At 60.5% G+C, this 18,822-nt stretch carries 16 protein-coding genes; 11 read left to right on the top strand and 5 right to left on the bottom strand.

Going from position 1 to position 18,822, the window contains the following annotated elements; all coding sequences use genetic code 11:
- Positions 1 to 94 precede the first annotated feature (94 nt).
- Entirely contained in the window at positions 95 to 3,634 is a 3,540-nt protein-coding gene (gene dnaE / locus H9Q16_RS08975) for a DNA polymerase III subunit alpha (protein WP_191074966.1), read from the top strand.
- A 66-nt stretch (positions 3,635 to 3,700) separates the two neighbouring features.
- On the opposite strand, the gene H9Q16_RS08970 is transcribed toward dnaE, so the two are convergent.
- Complete coding sequence (locus tag H9Q16_RS08970) at positions 3,701 to 3,895, bottom strand: SlyX family protein (RefSeq protein ID WP_191074965.1); 195 nt, start codon at positions 3,893 to 3,895, stop codon at positions 3,701 to 3,703.
- A 45-nt stretch (positions 3,896 to 3,940) separates the two neighbouring features.
- On the opposite strand from H9Q16_RS08970, the gene H9Q16_RS08965 reads away from it, so the two are divergent.
- The 4 genes from H9Q16_RS08965 (at position 3,941) to hisG (ending at position 8,072) form a co-directional block, all read left to right on the top strand.
- A complete protein-coding gene (locus tag H9Q16_RS08965; protein WP_191074964.1) occupies positions 3,941 to 4,744 on the top strand; it encodes a crotonase/enoyl-CoA hydratase family protein in 804 nt (267 codons plus the stop codon).
- Between the two features lie 69 nt (positions 4,745 to 4,813).
- Positions 4,814 to 6,307: a histidine--tRNA ligase gene (gene hisS, locus H9Q16_RS08960; protein WP_191074963.1), complete on the top strand. Its 1,494-nt coding sequence runs from the start codon at positions 4,814 to 4,816 to the stop codon at positions 6,305 to 6,307.
- Entirely contained in the window at positions 6,307 to 7,386 is a 1,080-nt protein-coding gene (locus tag H9Q16_RS08955) for an ATP phosphoribosyltransferase regulatory subunit (protein WP_191074962.1), read from the top strand. The genes hisS and H9Q16_RS08955 overlap by 1 nt, the downstream gene beginning before the upstream one ends.
- Positions 7,383 to 8,072: an ATP phosphoribosyltransferase gene (gene hisG / locus H9Q16_RS08950; RefSeq protein WP_191074961.1), complete on the top strand. Its 690-nt coding sequence runs from the start codon at positions 7,383 to 7,385 to the stop codon at positions 8,070 to 8,072. Before H9Q16_RS08955 ends, hisG begins: the two co-directional genes overlap by 4 nt.
- A 39-nt stretch (positions 8,073 to 8,111) precedes the next feature.
- On the opposite strand, the gene H9Q16_RS08945 is transcribed toward hisG, so the two are convergent.
- Positions 8,112 to 9,116, bottom strand: coding sequence for an AraC family transcriptional regulator (locus H9Q16_RS08945; RefSeq protein WP_191074960.1), 1,005 nt, complete (start codon positions 9,114 to 9,116; stop codon positions 8,112 to 8,114).
- Positions 9,117 to 9,228: 112 nt separating this feature from the next.
- Here H9Q16_RS08945 and H9Q16_RS08940 point away from each other — a divergent pair, with 112 nt between their 5' ends.
- Positions 9,229 to 9,618 (top strand): YdhR family protein, encoded by a 390-nt coding sequence (locus H9Q16_RS08940; protein WP_191074959.1) that lies wholly within the window; start codon positions 9,229 to 9,231, stop codon positions 9,616 to 9,618.
- A 429-nt stretch (positions 9,619 to 10,047) separates the two neighbouring features.
- Entirely contained in the window at positions 10,048 to 10,617 is a 570-nt protein-coding gene (locus H9Q16_RS08935; protein WP_246455573.1) for a chloramphenicol phosphotransferase CPT family protein, read from the top strand.
- A gap of 35 nt (positions 10,618 to 10,652) precedes the next feature.
- Here H9Q16_RS08935 and H9Q16_RS08930 read toward each other — a convergent pair whose 3' ends face one another.
- From H9Q16_RS08930 to H9Q16_RS08920, 3 genes are all read right to left on the bottom strand, one after another.
- Positions 10,653 to 11,987 carry an aspartate aminotransferase family protein gene (locus tag H9Q16_RS08930; protein ID WP_191074958.1) on the bottom strand — a complete coding sequence of 445 codons (1,335 nt, stop codon included), beginning with the start codon at positions 11,985 to 11,987 and terminating at the stop codon, positions 10,653 to 10,655.
- Between the two features lie 144 nt (positions 11,988 to 12,131).
- Positions 12,132 to 13,007, bottom strand: a complete 876-nt coding sequence (locus H9Q16_RS08925; RefSeq protein WP_191074957.1) for a glucosamine kinase nucleotide-binding domain-containing protein — start codon at positions 13,005 to 13,007, stop codon at positions 12,132 to 12,134.
- A complete protein-coding gene (locus H9Q16_RS08920; RefSeq protein ID WP_191074956.1) occupies positions 13,004 to 13,849 on the bottom strand; it encodes a TauD/TfdA dioxygenase family protein in 846 nt (281 codons plus the stop codon). The genes H9Q16_RS08925 and H9Q16_RS08920 overlap by 4 nt, the downstream gene beginning before the upstream one ends.
- A 146-nt stretch (positions 13,850 to 13,995) precedes the next feature.
- On the opposite strand from H9Q16_RS08920, the gene gap reads away from it, so the two are divergent.
- From gap to H9Q16_RS08900, 4 genes are all read left to right on the top strand, one after another.
- Positions 13,996 to 15,030 (top strand): type I glyceraldehyde-3-phosphate dehydrogenase, encoded by a 1,035-nt coding sequence (gap, locus tag H9Q16_RS08915; protein ID WP_191074955.1) that lies wholly within the window; start codon positions 13,996 to 13,998, stop codon positions 15,028 to 15,030.
- A gap of 16 nt (positions 15,031 to 15,046) precedes the next feature.
- Positions 15,047 to 16,846 carry a phosphogluconate dehydratase gene (gene edd, locus H9Q16_RS08910; RefSeq protein ID WP_191074954.1) on the top strand — a complete coding sequence of 600 codons (1,800 nt, stop codon included), beginning with the start codon at positions 15,047 to 15,049 and terminating at the stop codon, positions 16,844 to 16,846.
- 21 nt (positions 16,847 to 16,867) lie between these two features.
- Positions 16,868 to 17,512 (top strand): bifunctional 4-hydroxy-2-oxoglutarate aldolase/2-dehydro-3-deoxy-phosphogluconate aldolase, encoded by a 645-nt coding sequence (eda, locus tag H9Q16_RS08905; protein WP_191074953.1) that lies wholly within the window; start codon positions 16,868 to 16,870, stop codon positions 17,510 to 17,512.
- A gap of 230 nt (positions 17,513 to 17,742) precedes the next feature.
- Positions 17,743 to 18,816, top strand: coding sequence for a Hint domain-containing protein (locus tag H9Q16_RS08900; RefSeq protein ID WP_191074952.1), 1,074 nt, complete (start codon positions 17,743 to 17,745; stop codon positions 18,814 to 18,816).
- Positions 18,817 to 18,822: the final 6 nt, after the last annotated feature.

The following is an 18,822-nucleotide window of genomic DNA, read 5'->3' as shown; positions in this document are numbered from 1 at the left end:
ATTCTGCAGGCGAGCAGGGCGATTATCCGGCGCGTGTCGCGATTGGCAACATCTGCCTCTTTCTGACCGGGGACCCACAAGCTAATGTGCCACCATGTCTGATAGCCCCCGATTCATCCACCTGCGCACGCATTCCGAGTATTCCCTGCTTGAAGGTGCGATGCGCCTGAAAAAGCTACCTGAGATGTGCCGGAATGCGGGGATGCCTGCGTTGGCATTGACCGACACCAACAACATGTTCGCGGCGCTGGAGTTTTCCGTCGCCATGGCGGGCGCAGGCGTGCAACCCATCATCGGGTGTCAGGTTGATCTGACTTATATTGAGGTTGGCCCCGGTGAAAAACCGCGCGACCCGGCAGCGGTGGTGCTGCTGGCCCAGTCCGAGGTGGGGTACGAAAACCTGATGAAGCTGAACTCGTGCCTCTATCTCGACAAGGGGGGCGCCATTCCAGCGGTCACATTGGCCGAGTTGGAGCGGCATTCAGAGGGGATCATCTGCCTGACCGGGGGGCCGGAGGGACCAGTTGGGAAGCTGTTGCAGCAAGCGCAGCGCCCTGCGGCAGAGGCGCTGATCACACGGCTCAGATCGGCGTTCGGCGACAGGCTTTATGTCGAACTGCAGCGACATCCGGGCGAAGATGGCAGCCCTTCTGAAGCGCAACGGCTGACGGAGCGGGGCCATATTGAGATGGCATATGCGATGGAGCTGCCGCTGGTTGCCACAAATGATGTCTATTTCCCGGCCGAAAAAATGTACGAGGCCCATGATGCGCTGATCTGCATTGCCGAAGGGGCGTATGTGGATCAGCAGGAGGCGCGCCGCCGTCTGACACCGCAGCATTACTTCAAAAGTCCGGGGGAAATGGCTGTTTTATTTGCAGATTTGCCCGAAGCGCTGGCAAATACGGTAGAGATTGCGAAGCGCTGCGCCTTTATGGCCTATCGCCGCGATCCGATCCTGCCGAAGTTTGCGGATGATGAGGTGGCCGAGTTGCGCCGTCAGGCCGAGAAAGGTCTGAAAGCGCGGCTGGCGGTCATCCCCCATGCGGCAGCGGTTGAAGAGTATGAAAAGCGGCTCGAATTCGAGCTGGGCATTATCGAGGGCATGGGTTTCCCCGGCTACTTTCTGATTGTGGCGGATTTCATCAAATGGGCCAAGGATCAGGGCATTCCGGTAGGGCCGGGGCGCGGATCAGGTGCGGGGTCACTGGTGGCCTATGCGTTGCTGGTGACGGACCTTGATCCGCTGCGATACAGCTTGCTTTTCGAGCGGTTTCTGAACCCTGAGCGGGTCTCGATGCCCGACTTTGACATCGATTTCTGCATGGATCGGCGCGAGGAAGTGATCCGCTATGTGCAGGAGAAATATGGCCGCGACAGGGTGGGGCAGATCATCACCTTTGGCGCGCTTTTGTCCAAGGCGGCGGTGCGCGATATCGGCCGCGTGTTGCAGATGCCCTATGGGCAGGTGGACCGGCTGTCCAAGATGATCCCTGTCGAGGGTGTCAAACCTGTGTCGATTGAAAAGGCGCTGGCCGATGAGCCGCGCCTGCGTGAAGAGGCCAAGAGCGAAGAGGTGGTCGCACGGCTGCTGGAATATGGCCAGCAGGTGGAAGGGTTGTTGCGCAATGCCTCGACCCATGCGGCGGGCGTCGTGATCGGCGACAGGCCGCTCGATGCGCTGGTGCCGCTGTACCAGGATCCGCGTTCCGACATGCCCGCGACGCAGTTCAACATGAAATGGGTCGAGCAGGCGGGGCTGGTCAAATTCGACTTTCTGGGGCTGAAAACCCTGACGGTCATTCAGAACGCGGTCGATCAGATCAAGGCGTCGGGGCGGCATCTGCACATCGCAGCGGATGGCACCGAATTATTCAGCCCACCCAAGGGGTTGGAAAACGACATTGCCGCAATTCCATTGGATGATGAGGCGTCTTACAAGCTTTATGCCAGTGCCAAGACGGTGGCGGTGTTTCAGGTGGAATCCAGCGGTATGATGGATGCCCTGAAACGGATGAAGCCGACCTGCATCGAAGATATCGTGGCACTTGTGGCGCTTTACCGGCCCGGCCCGATGGAGAACATCCCCACCTATTGCGAGGTCAAGAACGGTCAACGTGAGTTGGAGAGCATCCACCCGCTGATCGACGATATCCTTGAGGAAACACAAGGGATTATCGTCTATCAGGAACAGGTGATGCAGATCGCGCAGGTCATGGCTGGATACAGCCTGGGTGGGGCCGACCTGCTGCGCCGCGCCATGGGCAAGAAGATTGCCGAGGAGATGGCCAAGGAGCGCCCGAAATTCGAAAAGGGCGCGATGGAGAATGGAGTCGACAAGAAGAAAGCCACGGAAGTCTTTGACCTGTTGGAGAAATTTGCCAACTATGGCTTCAACAAGTCGCACGCCGCTGCCTATGCCGTGGTCAGCTATCAGACCGCATGGCTGAAGGCGAACCACCCGGTTGAATTCATGGCCGGGGTGATGAACTGCGACATCCATCTGACGGACAAGCTGGCGGTCTATTTCGAAGAGGTGCGCAAGCGACTGGAATTGCCTTGGGTGCCGCCGTGTGTGAACCGGTCGGATGCGACATTCAGGGTGGTAGATGGCGCGCTGGTCTATGCGCTGGGTGCGCTGAAGAATGTCGGTGTCGAGGCGATGAAACTGATCGTTGAGGCGCGCACAATTGAGGGACAGGACAAGCCCTTTGCCACGCTGTTTGATCTGTCTCGACGGGTGGACCTTAAGCGCGTGGGCAAGCGACCGCTGGAGATGCTGGCGCGTTCGGGGGCGTTTGATCAACTTGATCCCAACCGCCGCCGTGTCTTTCAGTCGCTGGATCGTTTGGTCAATTATTCTGCCGCGATCCATGAACAGAAATCCTCCAATCAGGTGTCGCTGTTCGGAGAGGCGGGAGATGATCTGCCAGAGCCGCGCATGGACCCGGTCGAGGACTGGCTGCCGGCAGAGCGCCTGACCGAGGAGTTCAAGGCGGTGGGGTTCTACCTCTCGGGGCATCCGCTGGATGACTACATGACGCCGCTTAAGCGCAAGTGGGGAAATGATCGCGGCGTGCCGTTCATGACACTGGATGACCTTACGGAAAAAGTCAGCGAACGCGGGGCGATGAACGCGCGGCTTGCGGGTGTCGTCGCCGGGCGTCAGGAGCGTAAATCGGCGCGCGGCAACCGCTTTGCCTTTGCGCAAATGTCAGATCCGACAGGGGGTTACGAGGTGACGCTGTTTTCGGATACGTTAGAGGCCGCGCGCGACCATCTGGAGACGGGATCAAAGGTCGTTGTCACGGTCGAGGCCACGATGGAGGCGGATCAGCTGAAATTGCTGGGCCGTTCGGTGGCGCCGGTGGATATGGCTGTCGCGGATGCAGGGGGCGTGGGCCTCAAGGTCTTTATTGACGCGCCAGAGGCGATAGCGGCCGTGTCTCAGGTGCTTGAAGGGGCGCGCAGTGCGGCACGACATGCGGGCAAGGGGCCAGTGCAGCTGTGTTTGATGGATCCTGCCCTACCCGGTGAGGTCGAGGTCGATCTGGGTGTCGAATTTCCGGTTACGCCGCAGATCAAGGGGGCCATCCGGTCGCTTGGCGGGGTGCTGGAGGTTGAGGAGATCTAGTCGGGGTCACCTGATCAGAGCTCTGAGAAGTGATGATCCGGGGGGCACAGGATGGTGCCGCGGCGCTTAGTAGTGGGGCGGGCGTTCGTCGCCCATCACCACGGCACCACCTGTGGCCGCCTCGCGTTCGCCTTCGCGCTGCATCAGCATGTGTACCCGGCGATTGAGCGTGACGATTTCCTGTTCTTGTCGCGCGACGATCTCTGACAGATCATCCACGGTTCGCGTCAGGTGCGCGATCTGTTCTTCTAGCTTTTCCATGTGCCTGCTGTAGCATGCCCCAAAGGCCGCGATAAGGGGGCAGACATGTCGATTTCCACCGCTCCGCAGGGGCGTATACGCATCATCACAATCCAGCGCCCCGAGGCACGAAATGCGGTGAACCCGGCGACGGCGCGCGCGCTTTATGAGGCGTTTTTGACATTTGAGGCGGATGACAGTGCCGATGTGGCGATTCTGACCGGTGCGGATGGGGCGTTCTGTGCAGGCTTTGATCTGAAAACAGCCGCTGATGGGTCCGCCCAAAGTTGGATCGACGACGTCGCCTTGTCTGACAGCTGGACCGACCCTCAGGCTGACCCGTGCCCCGGCCCGATGGGACCATCGCGCCTGATGCTGTCAAAGCCCGTAATTGCCGCAATAGAAGGGCATGCCGTGGCGGGTGGCATGGAACTGGCATTGTGGTGCGACATGCGGGTGGTGGCTCAATCGGCGATTTTTGGCATTTATTGCCGCCGCTGGGGGGTGCCGTTGATTGACGGCGGCACGTTCCGGTTGCCACAGATTGTCGGGCAGGGCCGGGCCAATGAACTTGTGCTCACGGGCCGTCCGGTACCTGCGGATGAGGCGCTCGCAATGGGGCTGGCGAACCGTGTTGTTGCGGATGGCACTGCCCTGCAGGAGGCAGTTGCAGTGGCCGACACTCTGACGCGATTTCCCCAAGGGTGTATGCGCGCCGATCACCTTTCGGCCCGCATGCCGCCCGCGGCCCTTGCGGATGCCCTCAAACGCGAATGGGCCTCGGCCCGGCTGTTCTTTGCCGAAGGCCAGCGTGGGGCTGCACGTTTTGCGGCCGGCAAGGGACGTGGCGGCGACCGCGAAGATATCTGAGTTGCTTGCCCCACACCTTCCCATCAGCTAGAGCCACCCACACGTGCAAACCGCGCCCAAAGGTGACCCATGGCCAAGCCAAAAAAGACCCCACGCCCCAAAGCGGAGACCCCCAAGGGGTTTCGCGACTACTTTGGCGCGCAGGTCACCCATCGGGCGGAGATGCTGGCGAAAATCGCGGGTGTCTATCACCGCTATGGCTTTGATGCGCTGGAAAGTTCTGCTGTTGAGACAGTGGAGGCATTGGGCAAGTTCCTGCCCGACGTCGATCGCCCCAACGAGGGCGTCTTTGCCTGGCAAGAGGACGTGGATGCGGACAAACCCGGCGACTGGCTGGCGCTGCGGTACGATCTGACAGCCCCCTTGGCGCGCGTCTATGCGCAGCACGCGAATGATTTGCCCAAGCCCTACCGGCGCTATGCGATGGGGCCTGTGTGGCGGAACGAAAAGCCCGGTCCCGGGCGGTTTCGGCAGTTTTATCAGTGCGATGCGGATACGGTCGGTGCACCGTCAGTGGCAGCCGATGCCGAGATTTGCGCGATGCTGGCAGATTGTCTGGAAGAGGTCGGGATCGAGCGGGGGGACTACATCGTCCGGGTGAATAACCGGAAGGTGCTGAATGGGGTGCTTGAGGTGGCGGGGCTGTCTGGTGACGACAAGGAGGCCGAACGGGGCATCGTCCTGCGCGCGATTGATAAGCTGGATCGATTGGGTGTTGAGGGTGTGCGTGCGTTGCTTGGTGAAGGGCGCAAGGATGAGAGTGGGGATTTTACCAATGGCGCGGGGCTGAGTGAGGCGCAGGCCGATGTGATAATGGGCTTTATGCAGGCCAAGGGTCAAAGCGGGGCCGAGACTGTGGCCAGCCTGCGCGGATTGGTCGACGGCTCGCAGATCGGAGCGCAGGGTGTTGATGAATTGCAGCTTATTGCAGACCTTCTTGGTGCTGGAGGATATGGGCCGGATCGGGTCGAGATCGACCCTTCCGTCGTGCGCGGCCTTGGGTACTACACCGGGCCGGTTTATGAGGCCGAACTCACCTTCGACATTCAGGACGAAAAGGGACGCACGCGCAATTTCGGCTCCGTCGCGGGCGGCGGGCGGTATGACGATCTGGTGAAACGTTTTACTGGGCAGGAAGTGCCTGCAACCGGGGTCTCTATTGGTGTGGATCGGTTGTTGGCGGCGTTGGAGGCCAAGGGTCGGCTGGACACAACCGCGCAGGGTCCGGTCGTCGTCACCGTGATGGACCGGGATCGTATGGCGGATTATCAGCAGATGGTCGCGGAACTTCGGAAGGCGGGGATCCGTGCGGAGGTCTATCTGGGCAATCCAAAGAACTTTGGCAACCAGTTGAAGTACGCGGATAAACGCGGCTCTCCCATCGCGATCATCGAAGGCGGGGACGAGCATGAGAAAGGTGTGGTGCAGATCAAGGATCTGATCCTTGGTGCCAAGATTGCTGAAAGTGCCACGCATGAAGAATGGATGGAGCGCCCCAGCCAATATGAAGTGCCGCGCACTGAGATGATCGCCAAAGTGCGCGAGATACTGGACAGCCACTGATGCCGACGCTTTCCGACACGCTGGCGCGGGCGGCACGTCTGCGCGACCTCTTTGAGGCTGAAGGTGCCATGGTTGTGGACCCGCCTGTGCTCCAACCGGCGGTCACGCTGCTGGATCTTTATGGTGAAGACATTCGCGCGCGCGCCTATGTGACCTCTGATGCGTTGCGCGGAGAGCAGATGCTGCGCCCTGATTTTACCGTTCCGGTGGTGCAGATGCACATGAAGGGGGGGGCCGAGCCTGCGCGCTATACCTACGCGGGCGAGGTGTTTCGCCGTCAGGAAAACGACCCGGATCGCGCCAATGAATATATTCAGGTGGGCTATGAGGTGTTTGACCGCACCGATCCTGCCGCTGCGGACGCAGAGGTGTTCGCCCTGATTGCCGGGACACTCAAAGGGTTGCCCGTGCGCGCGGTCACGGGGGATATCGGCGTGTTGATGGCGGCTGTGCAGGGCTTGCAGACAACGCAGGCGCGCAAGCGGGCGCTGATGCGCCACATCTGGCGGCCCCGGCGGTTTCGCAACCTGTTAGAGCGTTTTGCGGGCCGTGCGCCGGTGCCTGCAACCCGCAGCGCGCTTTTGGCCGGGCAGGCGCAGACAGATGCGCCGCTGATTGGGTTGCGGTCGGCCCGTGAGATTGAGGCGCGCATCGCAGCCCTGCAGGAGGACGCCGCTGCCCCGCCCATCGCAGCGGGTCAGGTTGATCTGATCGAGGCGTTGCTGGATGTGCGTGAGACCATGCCATACGCCCTGTCCCGGTTGCATGATCTGGCCGTGGACATGCCGCAGATCGCGGATGCCGTTGCAGGTGTGACAGCACGCGAGGCGGCGCTGCAGGCGCGCGGTGTCGACACGGATGCGCTTGTTTTCGAGGCAAGTTTCGGTCGGGCGACGATGGAATATTACGATGGCTTTGTCTTTGGGTTCCGGGCTGAAGCCCGCGCTGACCTGCCCGCGATCGCCAGTGGAGGGCGCTACGACGCGATGACGCAGGCGCTGGGACAGGGTAGTGCCATTCCCGCTGTCGGTGGGGTCATGCGCCCGGGACTGATGCTGGAACTGGAGGGGCAGGCATGACGATCAAGCTGGGCGTGCCCTCAAAGGGCCGGTTGATGGAAAAGACGTTTGAGTGGTTCGGCGCGCGCGGTATCACGCTGCTACGCACCGGATCGGACCGCGAATATGCGGGCGCGGTGGAGGGGATCGATGGCGTGTCTCTGGTGCTGCTGTCTGCGGGTGAAATTCCGCGTGAATTGGCGGCAGGTCGGTTGCATCTGGGGGTGACCGGCACCGATCTGGTGCGCGAAAAGCTGGCGCTTTGGGATCAGACGGTTGAGCCGATGGCTGAGTTGGGCTTTGGCCACGCTGATTTGATCCTTGCCGTGCCACGGGCCTGGATCGATGTCGACACGCTGGATGATCTGGACGCTGCTGCGGCCTCGTTTCGGGCAGCACATGGGTTTCGCATGCGGATCGCGACCAAGTATCATCGGTTGGTGCGCGATTTTCTGAAATCGGGAGGCGTGGCGGATTACGCGCTGGTTGACAGCCAGGGGGCGACTGAAGGGACCGTTGCCAATGAAACCGCCGAGGCAATTGCCGACATCACATCTAGCGGTGAGACACTCAGGGCAAATCATCTGAAGGTGTTGAGTGACGGGCTGATCCTGAACTCACAAGCGACGCTGTGGCGCAGCCGCAAGGCCCCGATGACAGATCAGGAACGGGTAACGTTGAAGGAATTGACCGACCGGTTGCTCTGAACGGTTGGTGTGCTGCGTTTAAGAGCAGCTTTTCCGGCCTTATTGCCCCTGTGCCAGACGGAATTTCCGGGGCGTCAGGCCGGTCCATCGCTTGAAGGCGCGGGTCAGGGCGCTTTGATCCGAGTAGCCGAGGAAAAAGGCGACTTCACTGATCGACATTGATCCAGAAGCGACAAGGTTACGTGCCTGATCTTCGCGCACCTGATCGACGATCTGCAGGTACGTGACATCGCGCTGCGCCAGGCGTCTTTGAAGCGTGCGCGTACTGACGGACAGGGCCTGCGCCACGTCCTCGATTTCCGGTTCGCCATTGCCAAGGCTCCGCATGATCTGGTGCTGGGCGCGTGTGACCAGATCATCGGGTTGTGGGCGCTGTTTGGTCAGGTTCTGAGCGTGATCCGAGAGGACGTCAAAAAGGCCCTGATCGCCAGATGCAATTGGCGCGTCCCACCCTTGCTTATCAAAGGACAGTCGTGCCTGTGCCGCGGCAAAGCGGACCTTGGTGCGGAAAAATCCGTGGTAGTATGATGGGTCGCCTTTTGGTTCATGCAGGAATTCGACCGAAAGCGGGGCCCACTCTGACCCCAGCTTCTTTCTGAACCGTTCGACCAGAACGGCGAAGGTGATTTCGACTGCCGCGAACGGGACAGGACCTATTTTGGATTCGAGAACCACATGATGGCCTTCGCTATCCTCGATGAGTGTGAAATTGAGCCAGGTATTGATCAGGCGGAAGTGTTCAATGTACCTGCGGACGCCGTCTCCTGGGGTGGTCGCGGCCAGAAACAGGTAATCCAGTGTCTTGTAAGACCCATGCGCCGCGCGGATGCCGGCATCGATTGCCAGATAGGGATTGGCGGTCTCGCGATAGGCCGCTTCCCAAAAGGCCTTCATGGCGTCAAGCGTCACCTCACCATCGGGATCAAAGGCGATTTCATGGGAGATGCCCGATTGATCGAGCAGGCGTTCAGCGGTCACCCCTGCAGCTTCCGCTGCTTTTAGCACCGCACGAACGGTCGCGGTGGTATTACGGTGTTCCTGCATAGCTAAAAGGTATCGAGGGGGTGCTTTGCTGTCAAAGATTTGGCGTTCAGGGTCGAGATCGCAGAACGACAACAGTGCAAGATCGAAGGATCACATCAGCAGGAGAATTCCCATGACCAAGCAAACTCAAAAAACCCTGGCCGCTGCCGCAATTGCCACGACACTGGCCGCGACATCCGGCGGCGCTGAGACCCCCAATCCGCTTGATCAAGTGGCGCATGTCATCCAGTTCGTGCGTTTTGAAAGCACCTTGCCAAGAGAAAGCGTGCTGGCCGCAGCCAATGAGCGTCGGCCGCAATTCGAAGCCATGCCCGGGTTGGTCCAGAAGTATTATCTGGAATTTGATGAGCCCAATACCTACGGCGGGATCTATATCTGGGAAAGCAAAGCTGCCATGGCGGCGTTTCGCGAAACCGACCTGTTCAAAGGTATACCTGCGGCCTACGGGATCGCGTCGCAGCCGCGGGTGGACATCATTCCGATTCTGTTTCCGCTCCGCTAGCGCTTGCTGGTCTTCGCTGCACAAGATGAGCATTGGCAACGCCCTAGGGTCAGGACCCATTAATCTTGCGCCGCTGGTTTGACAGATTTATCTCGTGACAAGAAGCATCTGCGCAGGAACTCTCGTTGAGTTTCAAGCAGATACGTCGCAGCTCACGGGGAAAATCTCTCAAATCCGAAGGACGACAAAACCGCTTCATTTCAACGGCTTGAGCCATTTGCAATTAACCCCTTAGTCGCTGCATGTCTCAAACCGCTGAACTTTCGCGGTTTTGACGCCAGCGGTGCAAGATTAATGGGTCCTGACCCTAAGCAGGGCGTTGCGTGGTGCTTGACCATGCGCAGTTTCCGCGAAAGCCCTTAGGGACGATCCCGAACTCCGAAAGTGACTGAAAGTTGTGCCAATAGGGCCTATCAGGGCATACACTCGATGACATGCACATTAGATCCGGCGGTTGCGATGCACGGTCACATTATCATTTTGAACGGGCCTTCAAGCAGTGGGAAATCCACGACGGCGGCTGCGCTGCAGGATCTGGCGGCGGTCCCTTTCTGGCATATCTCAATAGATCATCTGCGCGATAGCGGTGTATTGCCAAACCGGCGCATGGATCGGGGGGATTTCGTGTGGTCTGACTTACGAAAGCCGTTTTTCGACGGGTTTCACCGATCCCTTGAGGCCTATGCCCGCGCCGGTAACAATCTGATCATAGAGCATATCTTGGATGATCCTGATTGGATTGATGATCTAAAGCGCCTGCTTGCCCCTTTTGACGTCGTCTTTGTGGGATTGCATTGCAACGTTGCTGAATTGCAGAGGCGTGAACGGGATCGCGGCGATCGCCCGATAGGCAGCGCTGCAAGGGACTTTCACACTGTCCATGAAGGGCGCGTGTATGACATCGAGATCGATGGCCAGAAAGAAGCCGCCCGAAATGCGCGCCTCATTCTGGATGTCTGGCGCTCAGGGAACAGGACGTCCGAGTTCTCCGAAACCTGATTTCGGGAATGGCCAAGCGCCGTTTGCCTGGCGCGCTATTTCCCAGCCGTCGCCTCGGAAATCGTTTCAGCCAGGACGGCGACGATCTGGTCGATCTCTTCCTCTGTTGAGGTAAAGCAGGGGGCCAGCAGCACATGATCGCCGTGAGTGCCGTCAGCGCAGCCCTGTGAGGGGTAGGTGATCACGCCCTTGGCCAACGCGGTCATGTGCATAGCGCCAGCGATGTTTTCTTTTACGTCAAAAGGTTGCTTGGTGTCGCGGTCCTTGACGACCTCGGCTGTCCAGAAAAGTCCGCGCCCACGGATATCACCCACATGGGCGTGCTGGCCCAGTGCGCTGCGCAAGCCCGCCTCTAGCCGTTCGCCCAGGGTGCGGACGCGGGAAAGCAAATCGCGGCTGTCTATTTCGTTCATGACGGCCAGCGCACCGGCACAGGCGACGGCATGGGACATATAGGTATGACCGTTCCACAGGCGGCCTGTGCCATCCTCGATTGCCTTGACGACTTTTTGGGAGGCCATCACAGCGGCGATGGGCATGTATCCCGCACCCAGCCCCTTGGCCATGGTCGTGATGTCGGCGGCAATGCCTTCCTGTTCCAGCGCAAAGAGGCTGCCAGTGCGGCCCATGCCGCACATGACCTCATCCGCGATATAGAGAACGCCATGCTGGTCGCAGATTTCGCGGATACGTTTGAAATACCCCTTTGGTGCAGGTTGCGAGCCAAGGGAGGCGCCGACAACCGGTTCGGCGATGAATGCTGCAACGGTTTTCGGGCCCAGCGTCTGAATCCGATCCTCCAGCTGATTGGCCATGCGCAGGGCAAAGTCCTCTTCGCTTTCGCCATCACGCTGTAGTCTGTAGCCGTAGGCAGCGTCGATGTGATGGGCATTGATCAGCATCGGCGCGAAGGGCGCGCGGCGTCCGGCGTGCCCGCCCACGGCCAGCGCGCCAAGGGTATTGCCATGATAGCTGGGCGCGCGGGCGATCAGGTGCACGCGGTCCGGCTGACCGTTTTCCAGATGATATTGCCGCGCGAGTTTCAGGGCGGCTTCCATCGCCTCGGACCCGGACCCAAGATACATCACGCGGCCCTGGCCTGTGCCTTTGGGGGCGCGGGCGATCAAATAACTGGCAAGCTCTTCGGCGGGTTCATTGGTGAACAGGCCTGTGTGCGCATAGCTGAGGGTTGCCATCTGGGCCGCGACCGCGTCGCGCACAGCCTTGTTGTCATGCCCAAGGCTGGAGACGGCCGCGCCGCCGCAGGCGTCCAGATAGCGTGTGCCGTCCTTGTCGATCAGATAGGACCCTTCGCCTTTGACGATGACGGGTTGCGTTGCGGTCAAGCTGCGGCGCAGGACGTGGGACATGGGGGGCTCCGATCTGTGGGGTTGTCGGAGGTTAGCTGCAATTCCCACGCTTTCCAACGCGTCTGTCACCTGTGAGCCGTATGATGGTGGGGCGGGCGGCCGTCGCGCCGAGAGCCGGACGGTCGATTGCAGCCCTTTTGGGTTTCAGCCCTGTGCGGCTAGTTGGCGTGCCAGGGTAAAGGCGCCCTGCAGGGCATTGCCCCTGGGCGCGCGCAGGGATTGGGTGAACTCGGCAGAAAGATACGGTTCAAAATGCGGGCCCACGCCGCCAGCAAGGCTTAGGACATCGCCCGGTATGAACCCCAGCGCTGAGAGCCCTTTTTCGATGAACGCGGCACCCTCACGCAGGATTTCCTGCGCGATCGCATCGCCCTGCGCGCCGGATTTGAAGACGTCGGGAGCAAATTCGGCATAGTCGCGCGGCACTGCGCGGTTGCTAAAGGCAAAGACCCCCTGCAGGCCGCCAAGGGAGTCACTGACCGTCCGGGCCAGCGGGGAAGTGGGGACGATCCCGTCGTCCACCATCAGCACACGGGTCAGGAGCGAGCGCCCCAGCCAGGCGCCGGAGGCCTGATCGGAAAGCTGGAATCCCCAACCACCAACTGTACGGACCTTGCCGCCATGCTGGCGCGCAATAATCGTTCCGGTTCCCAGCGCCACGACATAGCCATCGGCATCGCCAAGCACCCCGGCCACTGTCGTTTGCCTGTCGCCACTGACACGGCATGTGCCATAGGGCAGAGCCTGTTGGGCGCGTTGCTGGATGGTTTCCAGATCAGCCCCCGCCAAACCCAAATGCGCCGTGCTGGTGCCAAGGTCGGCATCAGAAAGGCCCGCCGCCGCAATGGCCTGCGACACGGCTTTGGTGATATTGTCGACAGTATCGTCGAAATTTGTGCTGATATTTGCGGACCCGCCTCTGGTTTCGGCCAGAACACCATCTTTTGCGGTGCCTACAGCCACGCGGCAGCCGGTTCCGCCGCCATCGACCGCGATCAACAGGGTATCTGGGCGGCTCATGCCGGGCGCTCCCCGGACCAGGTTGTCCGGTAAAGCAGCCGCCGCTGGCCGTCGTAGTCGTTGGTTGCGTAGTGCATCGTCATGCGGTTGTCCCAGATTGCCACGTCGCCGCGTTGCCATGTGTGGCGGCAACAAAAGTCCGGTTTGGTGGCGTGTTTGTAAAGGGCTGCAAGAACAGGCGCGCTGGCTTGCTTGGACATGCCGTCCAGACGGGTGACGTAAATGGGGTTGAGGTAGAGCGCCTTTGCCCCGCTGACAGGGTCGGTGATGACCGCCGGATGCAGTCTTTCGGTGTCAGCCGCTGGATCGCCGCGGGTCATCTTGATCGATGCGCCGGACTGCGTGTCCTTGGGCGGGGCGTGTTTGACGCCATAGGGGGCGCCGACATGCACGGCCTTGCGCCCTTCTACATGCGCCCTGAGATCGGCAGGCAGGCTTTCGTATGCCTTGACCTGACTGGCCCACAGCGTGTCGCCCCCAACATGCGGTATCTCAACGGCGTTGAGCACCGATCCGGCAGGAGGGTTTTCGAGGAAACTGAAATCACTGTGCCAGTCGCCGCCGAACACGCCAACGTTCACTTCGCTGGCCTCTTTGAGAACCGCGATTACCTCTGGGTCGTCTTTCATCGGTTCGACATAAGGCAGTTTCATTGCCGGCCCAAAGACAGCTGTCAGCCGTTTCTGATCGGCGCGGCTGAGGTGCTGATTGCGCAGCACCAGCACACCGTGGGTGCGCAAGGCGTCGCACAGGGCCGCGCCCAGATCGGCAGAGATCCCCTGGCGCAGATCGACGCCGCTTATGTCGGCCCCCATAAAGCCGGTCAATTTGGTGATCTGCATCTGCCTTGTCTCCCCCTTGCGGCAGACTATCTGAATGTCTCAAACGCGCAACGGCATGTGGCATTGATCCGCATGCAATGATTTGCTATGTTAGCGCTAACAAAAATACCTGACCCAATCAAGACATCTGCAAGGATCGCTTTGACATGACCACGAAAATAGCAATCAACGGATTTGGCCGCATCGGGCGCGGGGTGCTGCGCGCGCTTATTGAGAACGGCTTTGACGGCATTGAAGTCGTTGCAATCAATGACCTTGCGGCACCTGACACACTGCTGCATTTGCTGAAGTACGACTCTGTGCATGGGCGGCTTGGGGCCAAGGCGGATTTGGACGGCGATACGCTTGTGGTTGCAGGCCAGACGATTCGTCTCTCTGCCGAGCGGGACCCCGCAGCGCTGGGCTGGGCCGACGTGGATATCGTTTATGAGTGTACCGGTCTCTTCACCACGCGGGAAGCGGCGGCCAAGCATCTGGCGAATGGCAGCCGGCGCGTGTTGATTTCGGCGCCCGGCAAGGGGGTTGACCGGACAGTTGTTTACGGTGTGAACCACGACCTGCTGACGGCAGACGATGTGATTGTGTCAAATGCGTCCTGTACGACCAATTGTCTGGCCCCAGTGGCTAAGGTGCTGGATGATCATTTCGGCATTGAGACAGGCTATATGACAACCATTCATGCCTTTACCGGTGACCAGCCGAGCCATGACACCGCGCACCGCGATCCCTACCGGGGGCGGGCCGCGTCGATGTCGATGGTGCCAACATCTACCGGGGCGGCCGCCGCGATTTCACAGGTGATCCCGCATCTCGAGGGCAGGCTTGAAGGCTCTGCCGTGCGGGTGCCAACGCCGAATGTGTCCATGGTTGATCTGTGCTTTATGCCAACGCGCCCGGTGACGGTGGAGGCCCTGAACAATGCTGTCCAAGCGGCAGCAGAGGGGGAGATGGCGGGCGTGCTTTCCTATGAGACCGATCCGCTGGTTTCTATCGATTTCAATCACGATCCGCATTCGTCGTGCTTTGCTGCAGCCCAGACCAAGGTGACCGACGGGGGCATGGTGCGCGTGGTGAGCTGGTATGACAACGAATGGGGTTTTTCCAACCGCATGAATGACACCGCGCGCGTGATGGGGCGTTTGCTGGCTGAAGCCGCTGAGCCTGAGAAAAAAGTCGCATAAACCCAAAGGGGCACCCATGCTGAATGACACCGTTGATCGGGTCACCGATCGTATTCGCACGCGCAGTCAACTTGAGCGGGATGCATATCTGGCACGGATGCGACAGGCCGCCGAAGACGGGCCGGCGCGCGCGCATTTGTCGTGCAGTGGGCAGGCGCATGCCTATGCCGCTGCAGGCCAGGACAAATCGGCGCTGGCCTCGCAATCGGCCGGAAATCTGGGCATCATCACCGCCTACAACGACATGTTGTCGGCGCATCAGCCGTTTGAGCGGTTTCCGCAGATTATCCGTGACGCGGCGCGCGACGTGGGTGGCACTGCGCAGGTTGCGGGCGGCGTGCCTGCGATGTGCGATGGCGTCACCCAAGGCACGCCGGGCATGGAGCTGAGCCTCTTTTCGCGCGATGTGATTGCCTTGGCTGCAGGGGTCGGGCTGAGCCACAATGTCTTTGATGCGGTCGTCTATCTGGGGGTATGCGACAAGATCGTTCCCGGTCTGGTGATCGCGGCACAGGCCTTTGGGCATCTGCCGTCGGTCTTCTTGCCCGCCGGGCCGATGACATCCGGTCTACCCAATGACGAGAAGGCGCAGGTGCGCCAGAAGTTCGCGGCAGGCGAGGTGGGGCGCGAGGCGCTGATGGCCGCAGAGATGGCGGCCTATCACGGTCCCGGCACCTGCACGTTCTACGGCACCGCCAATACCAATCAGATGCTGATGGAGTTCATGGGGCTGCATCTGCCTGGCGCGTCTTTCGTGAACCCCGGCACCGATCTGCGCGATGCGCTGACCGTGCATGGTACGCAGCGGGCCCTGGCGATTTCGTATCTGGGGAATGAATATACGCCTGTCTGCGATGTGCTGGATGAGCGGGCGTTTGTGAATGGCATCGTCGGCCTGCATGCGACGGGTGGATCGACCAATTTGCTGATTCATCTAGTTGCAATGGCACGCGCAGGCGGCATCCTGCTTGACTGGCAGGATTTCGAGGAACTGGCCGAGGTCACGCCGCTGCTGGCACGGGTATATCCAAATGGTCTGGCCGATGTGAACCATTTCCATGCCGCAGGCGGTCTGGGATTCATGATCGGACAGTTGCTGGAGGCAGGTTTGCTGCATGAGGGCGTGCAGACCATCGCTGGCAAGGGGCTTGGGCGGTATACGCGCGAACCCAAGATCAGGGAGGGCGCGGTGCACTGGGAAGGCGGCCCCGGCGAGACCTTGAATGACAAGATCCTGCGACCTGCCAGCGCGCCTTTCCAGCCTACCGGGGGGCTCAAGCGTCTGCGTGGGTCACTGGGTGTGGCGGTCTCAAAAGTGTCGGCGGTCAAGCCCGAGCATCACGTGATCGAAGCGCCGTGCCGGGTTTTCCACGATCAGGAAAGCGTCAAGGCGGCCTATCAGGCCGGTGAGTTCACGCAAGATGTGATTGTCGTGGTGCGCTTTCAGGGGCCCAAGGCCAACGGGATGCCTGAATTGCACAGCCTGACGCCGGTGCTGGCGAACCTGCAGGCCAAGGGACTGAAGGTGGCGCTGCTTACAGACGGGCGCATGTCCGGGGCCTCTGGCAAGGTGCTCTCTGCCATTCACGTCTGCCCAGAGGCGGTCAGCGGCGGGCCAATCGCCAAGCTGCAGGATGGCGATGTGGTGCGCGTGGATGCGGTTGCCGGAGAGATTGAGATTGTCACCGAAGGTGTTCTTGACCGCGCCCCGGTAGAGGCGGATCTGTCGGGCAATGAACACGGGCAGGGCCGGGCTTTGTTTGCCAATTTCCGCGCGCTTGTGCAGTCAGCTGACACCGGCGCAAGCTGTGTCTGAGAGCCAAAGAATGGAGACACCATGACCCCTCAAGCCGCCAGCGCCGCTGCGCGCGAAATTTGCGAACTTGCCCCGATCGTTCCAGTGCTGGTGGTGCATGATGTGGCCCACGCCCGGCCTCTGGCCGAGGCATTGGTGGCCGGGGGCTTGCCCGCCCTTGAAGTGACCCTGCGCACAGATGCGGCATTGGACGTGATTGCCGAGATGGCGCAGGTTCCAGGCGGTGTTGTGGGGGCAGGCACGTTGCTGAGCCCTCAGGATGTGCGCCGCGCCAAGCAGGCAGGCGCGCGCTTTGGTGTCGCGCCAGGGGCGACGGAAATGCTGCTGGACGCCTGCGAGGCCGAAGGGTTGCCGACGCTGCCCGGTGCTGCAACAGCGTCAGAGGCGATGGCGCTGCTGGAGCGTGGGTATGACATGCTGAAGTTCTTTCCGGCGGAAGCTGCGGGCGGTGTTCCGTTTCTGAAATCCCTGGCTTCGCCGTTGCCGCAGATCGGGTTTTGTCCGACAGGCGGGGTCAGCATGGCCAATGCGGAGCACTACCTGTCTTTGCCGAATGTGGTATGTGCCGGAGGATCCTGGGTCGCGCCAAAGGCCATGATGGAGGCGGGCGACTGGGACGGGATTACCGCGTTGGCCAAGGCTGCATGCGCACTGACGCAGGCGTAGACAGCCCTTGGTGCTGACTAAGCCGGAGTGGGCCGCGCCGAAGGCTTTGAGCACATTTTGTATCTGTCGCGTGGCGTGTCCAAACATGCTGTGTGCGCATGTGGCGCGAAACCCACACAAAGATCAAATTCCAACCCATTGGAATTTGACACAAATATGATCTTTGCGCCGATTCGCAGCTTTGCTATTCTACTGCCAATAAAAAAGAAGACTTGAGGCAGAGGCAGCAAATGAAAACGGGCTTTCGAGGCACGTTCGTCATCAGCTGGTCGCAAACAGAGATCGATGGCCTTGATCTGGCCCCGCTCCACGCGTTGACAGTGGGTGCGGCGTGGCTTTGGAAAGGTGAGCCTGTTCAGGTGGACGGGCCCAATGATGTTTTGCGGCTGGACCGGACGGACGCGGCGAAGAACCTGCGCAGGCGCGCGGCGCACATGGTAACACGGCTGGTGGGGGCGGCGCTTGAGCGCGATACGCCGCTGCTTGGGGATCCGGAGAGGGATGTCAGGCGCGATCCGTTGATGGATCGGTGCTTTGTCGTCACGGATGGTGCGCAGAGCTATACTGTCACATTGATCGATGTGCCCGGCAGGGCAAACCCGCTGCTGATGTTTCTCAATGAGATCCCGCCTGCCAATCGCGAGCTTTGGGTGGTGTATCATACCCTTGATACCGGACCGGGCGACAGCACCTCAGAAAGCAGCGGCGGCGTGATCTGTTTCACGCCCGGCACGCATATCCGTACGCCTGTCGGGCCCAGAATGATCGAAGATCTGCGGCCCGGTGATCTGATTGATACGATGGACAGTGGCCCGCAGGAGATCCAGTGGATTGGCAGTCGTCTGATGACGGGTGCGCGGCTCTTTGCGATGCCACGGCTGCGGCCTGTGCGGATCTCGTCCCATGTGTTTGGCGATGACCGGCCGGACCGCGAATTGCTGGTCTCGCCCGAGCATCGGGTGCTCATTCGCGGTGATGCAGCGCGCGATCTTTTCAACACGCCCGAGGTGCTGGTTTCTGCGAAAGATCTGGTCGATGGCGACACGGTCAGGGTCGATCGTCAGATCCGCGAGGTCACCTATATTCATATCCTGATGGAGCAGCATCAGGTGGTCTGGGCAAACGGGGTGGAAACCGAAAGCTTCCATCCAGCATCAGCCGCCTTGTCAACCCTGAGCGGGCAGGATCGGTCCCGGTTGCTGGCGGCATATCCTGAGCTTGAGTTGGATCCACATACCTATGGGGACTTTGCACGGCGCAATCTGTCACAGTCGGAAGCTGTGTTGTTGATGCACGCGGCCTAGGGAGCG

Origin of the sequence: Sulfitobacter aestuariivivens, assembly GCF_014763045.1 — a bacterium.
Classification (GTDB): domain Bacteria; phylum Pseudomonadota; class Alphaproteobacteria; order Rhodobacterales; family Rhodobacteraceae; genus Sulfitobacter; species Sulfitobacter aestuariivivens.
Note: the sequence above shows the minus strand (reverse complement) of the source record. Positions and strands in the feature narration are given on the sequence as shown.

Bases quoted from the DNA above. Each gene is read 5' to 3' on its own strand.
- dnaE (WP_191074966.1), top strand. From the start codon at position 95: ATGTCTGATAGCCCCCGATTCATCCACCTGCGCACGCATTCCGAGTAT.
- H9Q16_RS08970 (WP_191074965.1), bottom strand. From the start codon at position 3,895: ATGGAAAAGCTAGAAGAACAGATCGCGCACCTGACGCGAACCGTGGAT.
- H9Q16_RS08965 (WP_191074964.1), top strand. From the start codon at position 3,941: ATGTCGATTTCCACCGCTCCGCAGGGGCGTATACGCATCATCACAATC.
- hisS (WP_191074963.1), top strand. From the start codon at position 4,814: ATGGCCAAGCCAAAAAAGACCCCACGCCCCAAAGCGGAGACCCCCAAG.
- H9Q16_RS08955 (WP_191074962.1), top strand. From the start codon at position 6,307: ATGCCGACGCTTTCCGACACGCTGGCGCGGGCGGCACGTCTGCGCGAC.
- hisG (WP_191074961.1), top strand. From the start codon at position 7,383: ATGACGATCAAGCTGGGCGTGCCCTCAAAGGGCCGGTTGATGGAAAAG.
- H9Q16_RS08945 (WP_191074960.1), bottom strand. From the start codon at position 9,116: ATGCAGGAACACCGTAATACCACCGCGACCGTTCGTGCGGTGCTAAAA.
- H9Q16_RS08940 (WP_191074959.1), top strand. From the start codon at position 9,229: ATGACCAAGCAAACTCAAAAAACCCTGGCCGCTGCCGCAATTGCCACG.
- H9Q16_RS08935 (WP_246455573.1), top strand. From the start codon at position 10,048: ATGACATGCACATTAGATCCGGCGGTTGCGATGCACGGTCACATTATC.
- H9Q16_RS08930 (WP_191074958.1), bottom strand. From the start codon at position 11,987: ATGTCCCACGTCCTGCGCCGCAGCTTGACCGCAACGCAACCCGTCATC.
- H9Q16_RS08925 (WP_191074957.1), bottom strand. From the start codon at position 13,007: ATGAGCCGCCCAGATACCCTGTTGATCGCGGTCGATGGCGGCGGAACC.
- H9Q16_RS08920 (WP_191074956.1), bottom strand. From the start codon at position 13,849: ATGCAGATCACCAAATTGACCGGCTTTATGGGGGCCGACATAAGCGGC.
- gap (WP_191074955.1), top strand. From the start codon at position 13,996: ATGACCACGAAAATAGCAATCAACGGATTTGGCCGCATCGGGCGCGGG.
- edd (WP_191074954.1), top strand. From the start codon at position 15,047: ATGCTGAATGACACCGTTGATCGGGTCACCGATCGTATTCGCACGCGC.
- eda (WP_191074953.1), top strand. From the start codon at position 16,868: ATGACCCCTCAAGCCGCCAGCGCCGCTGCGCGCGAAATTTGCGAACTT.
- H9Q16_RS08900 (WP_191074952.1), top strand. From the start codon at position 17,743: ATGAAAACGGGCTTTCGAGGCACGTTCGTCATCAGCTGGTCGCAAACA.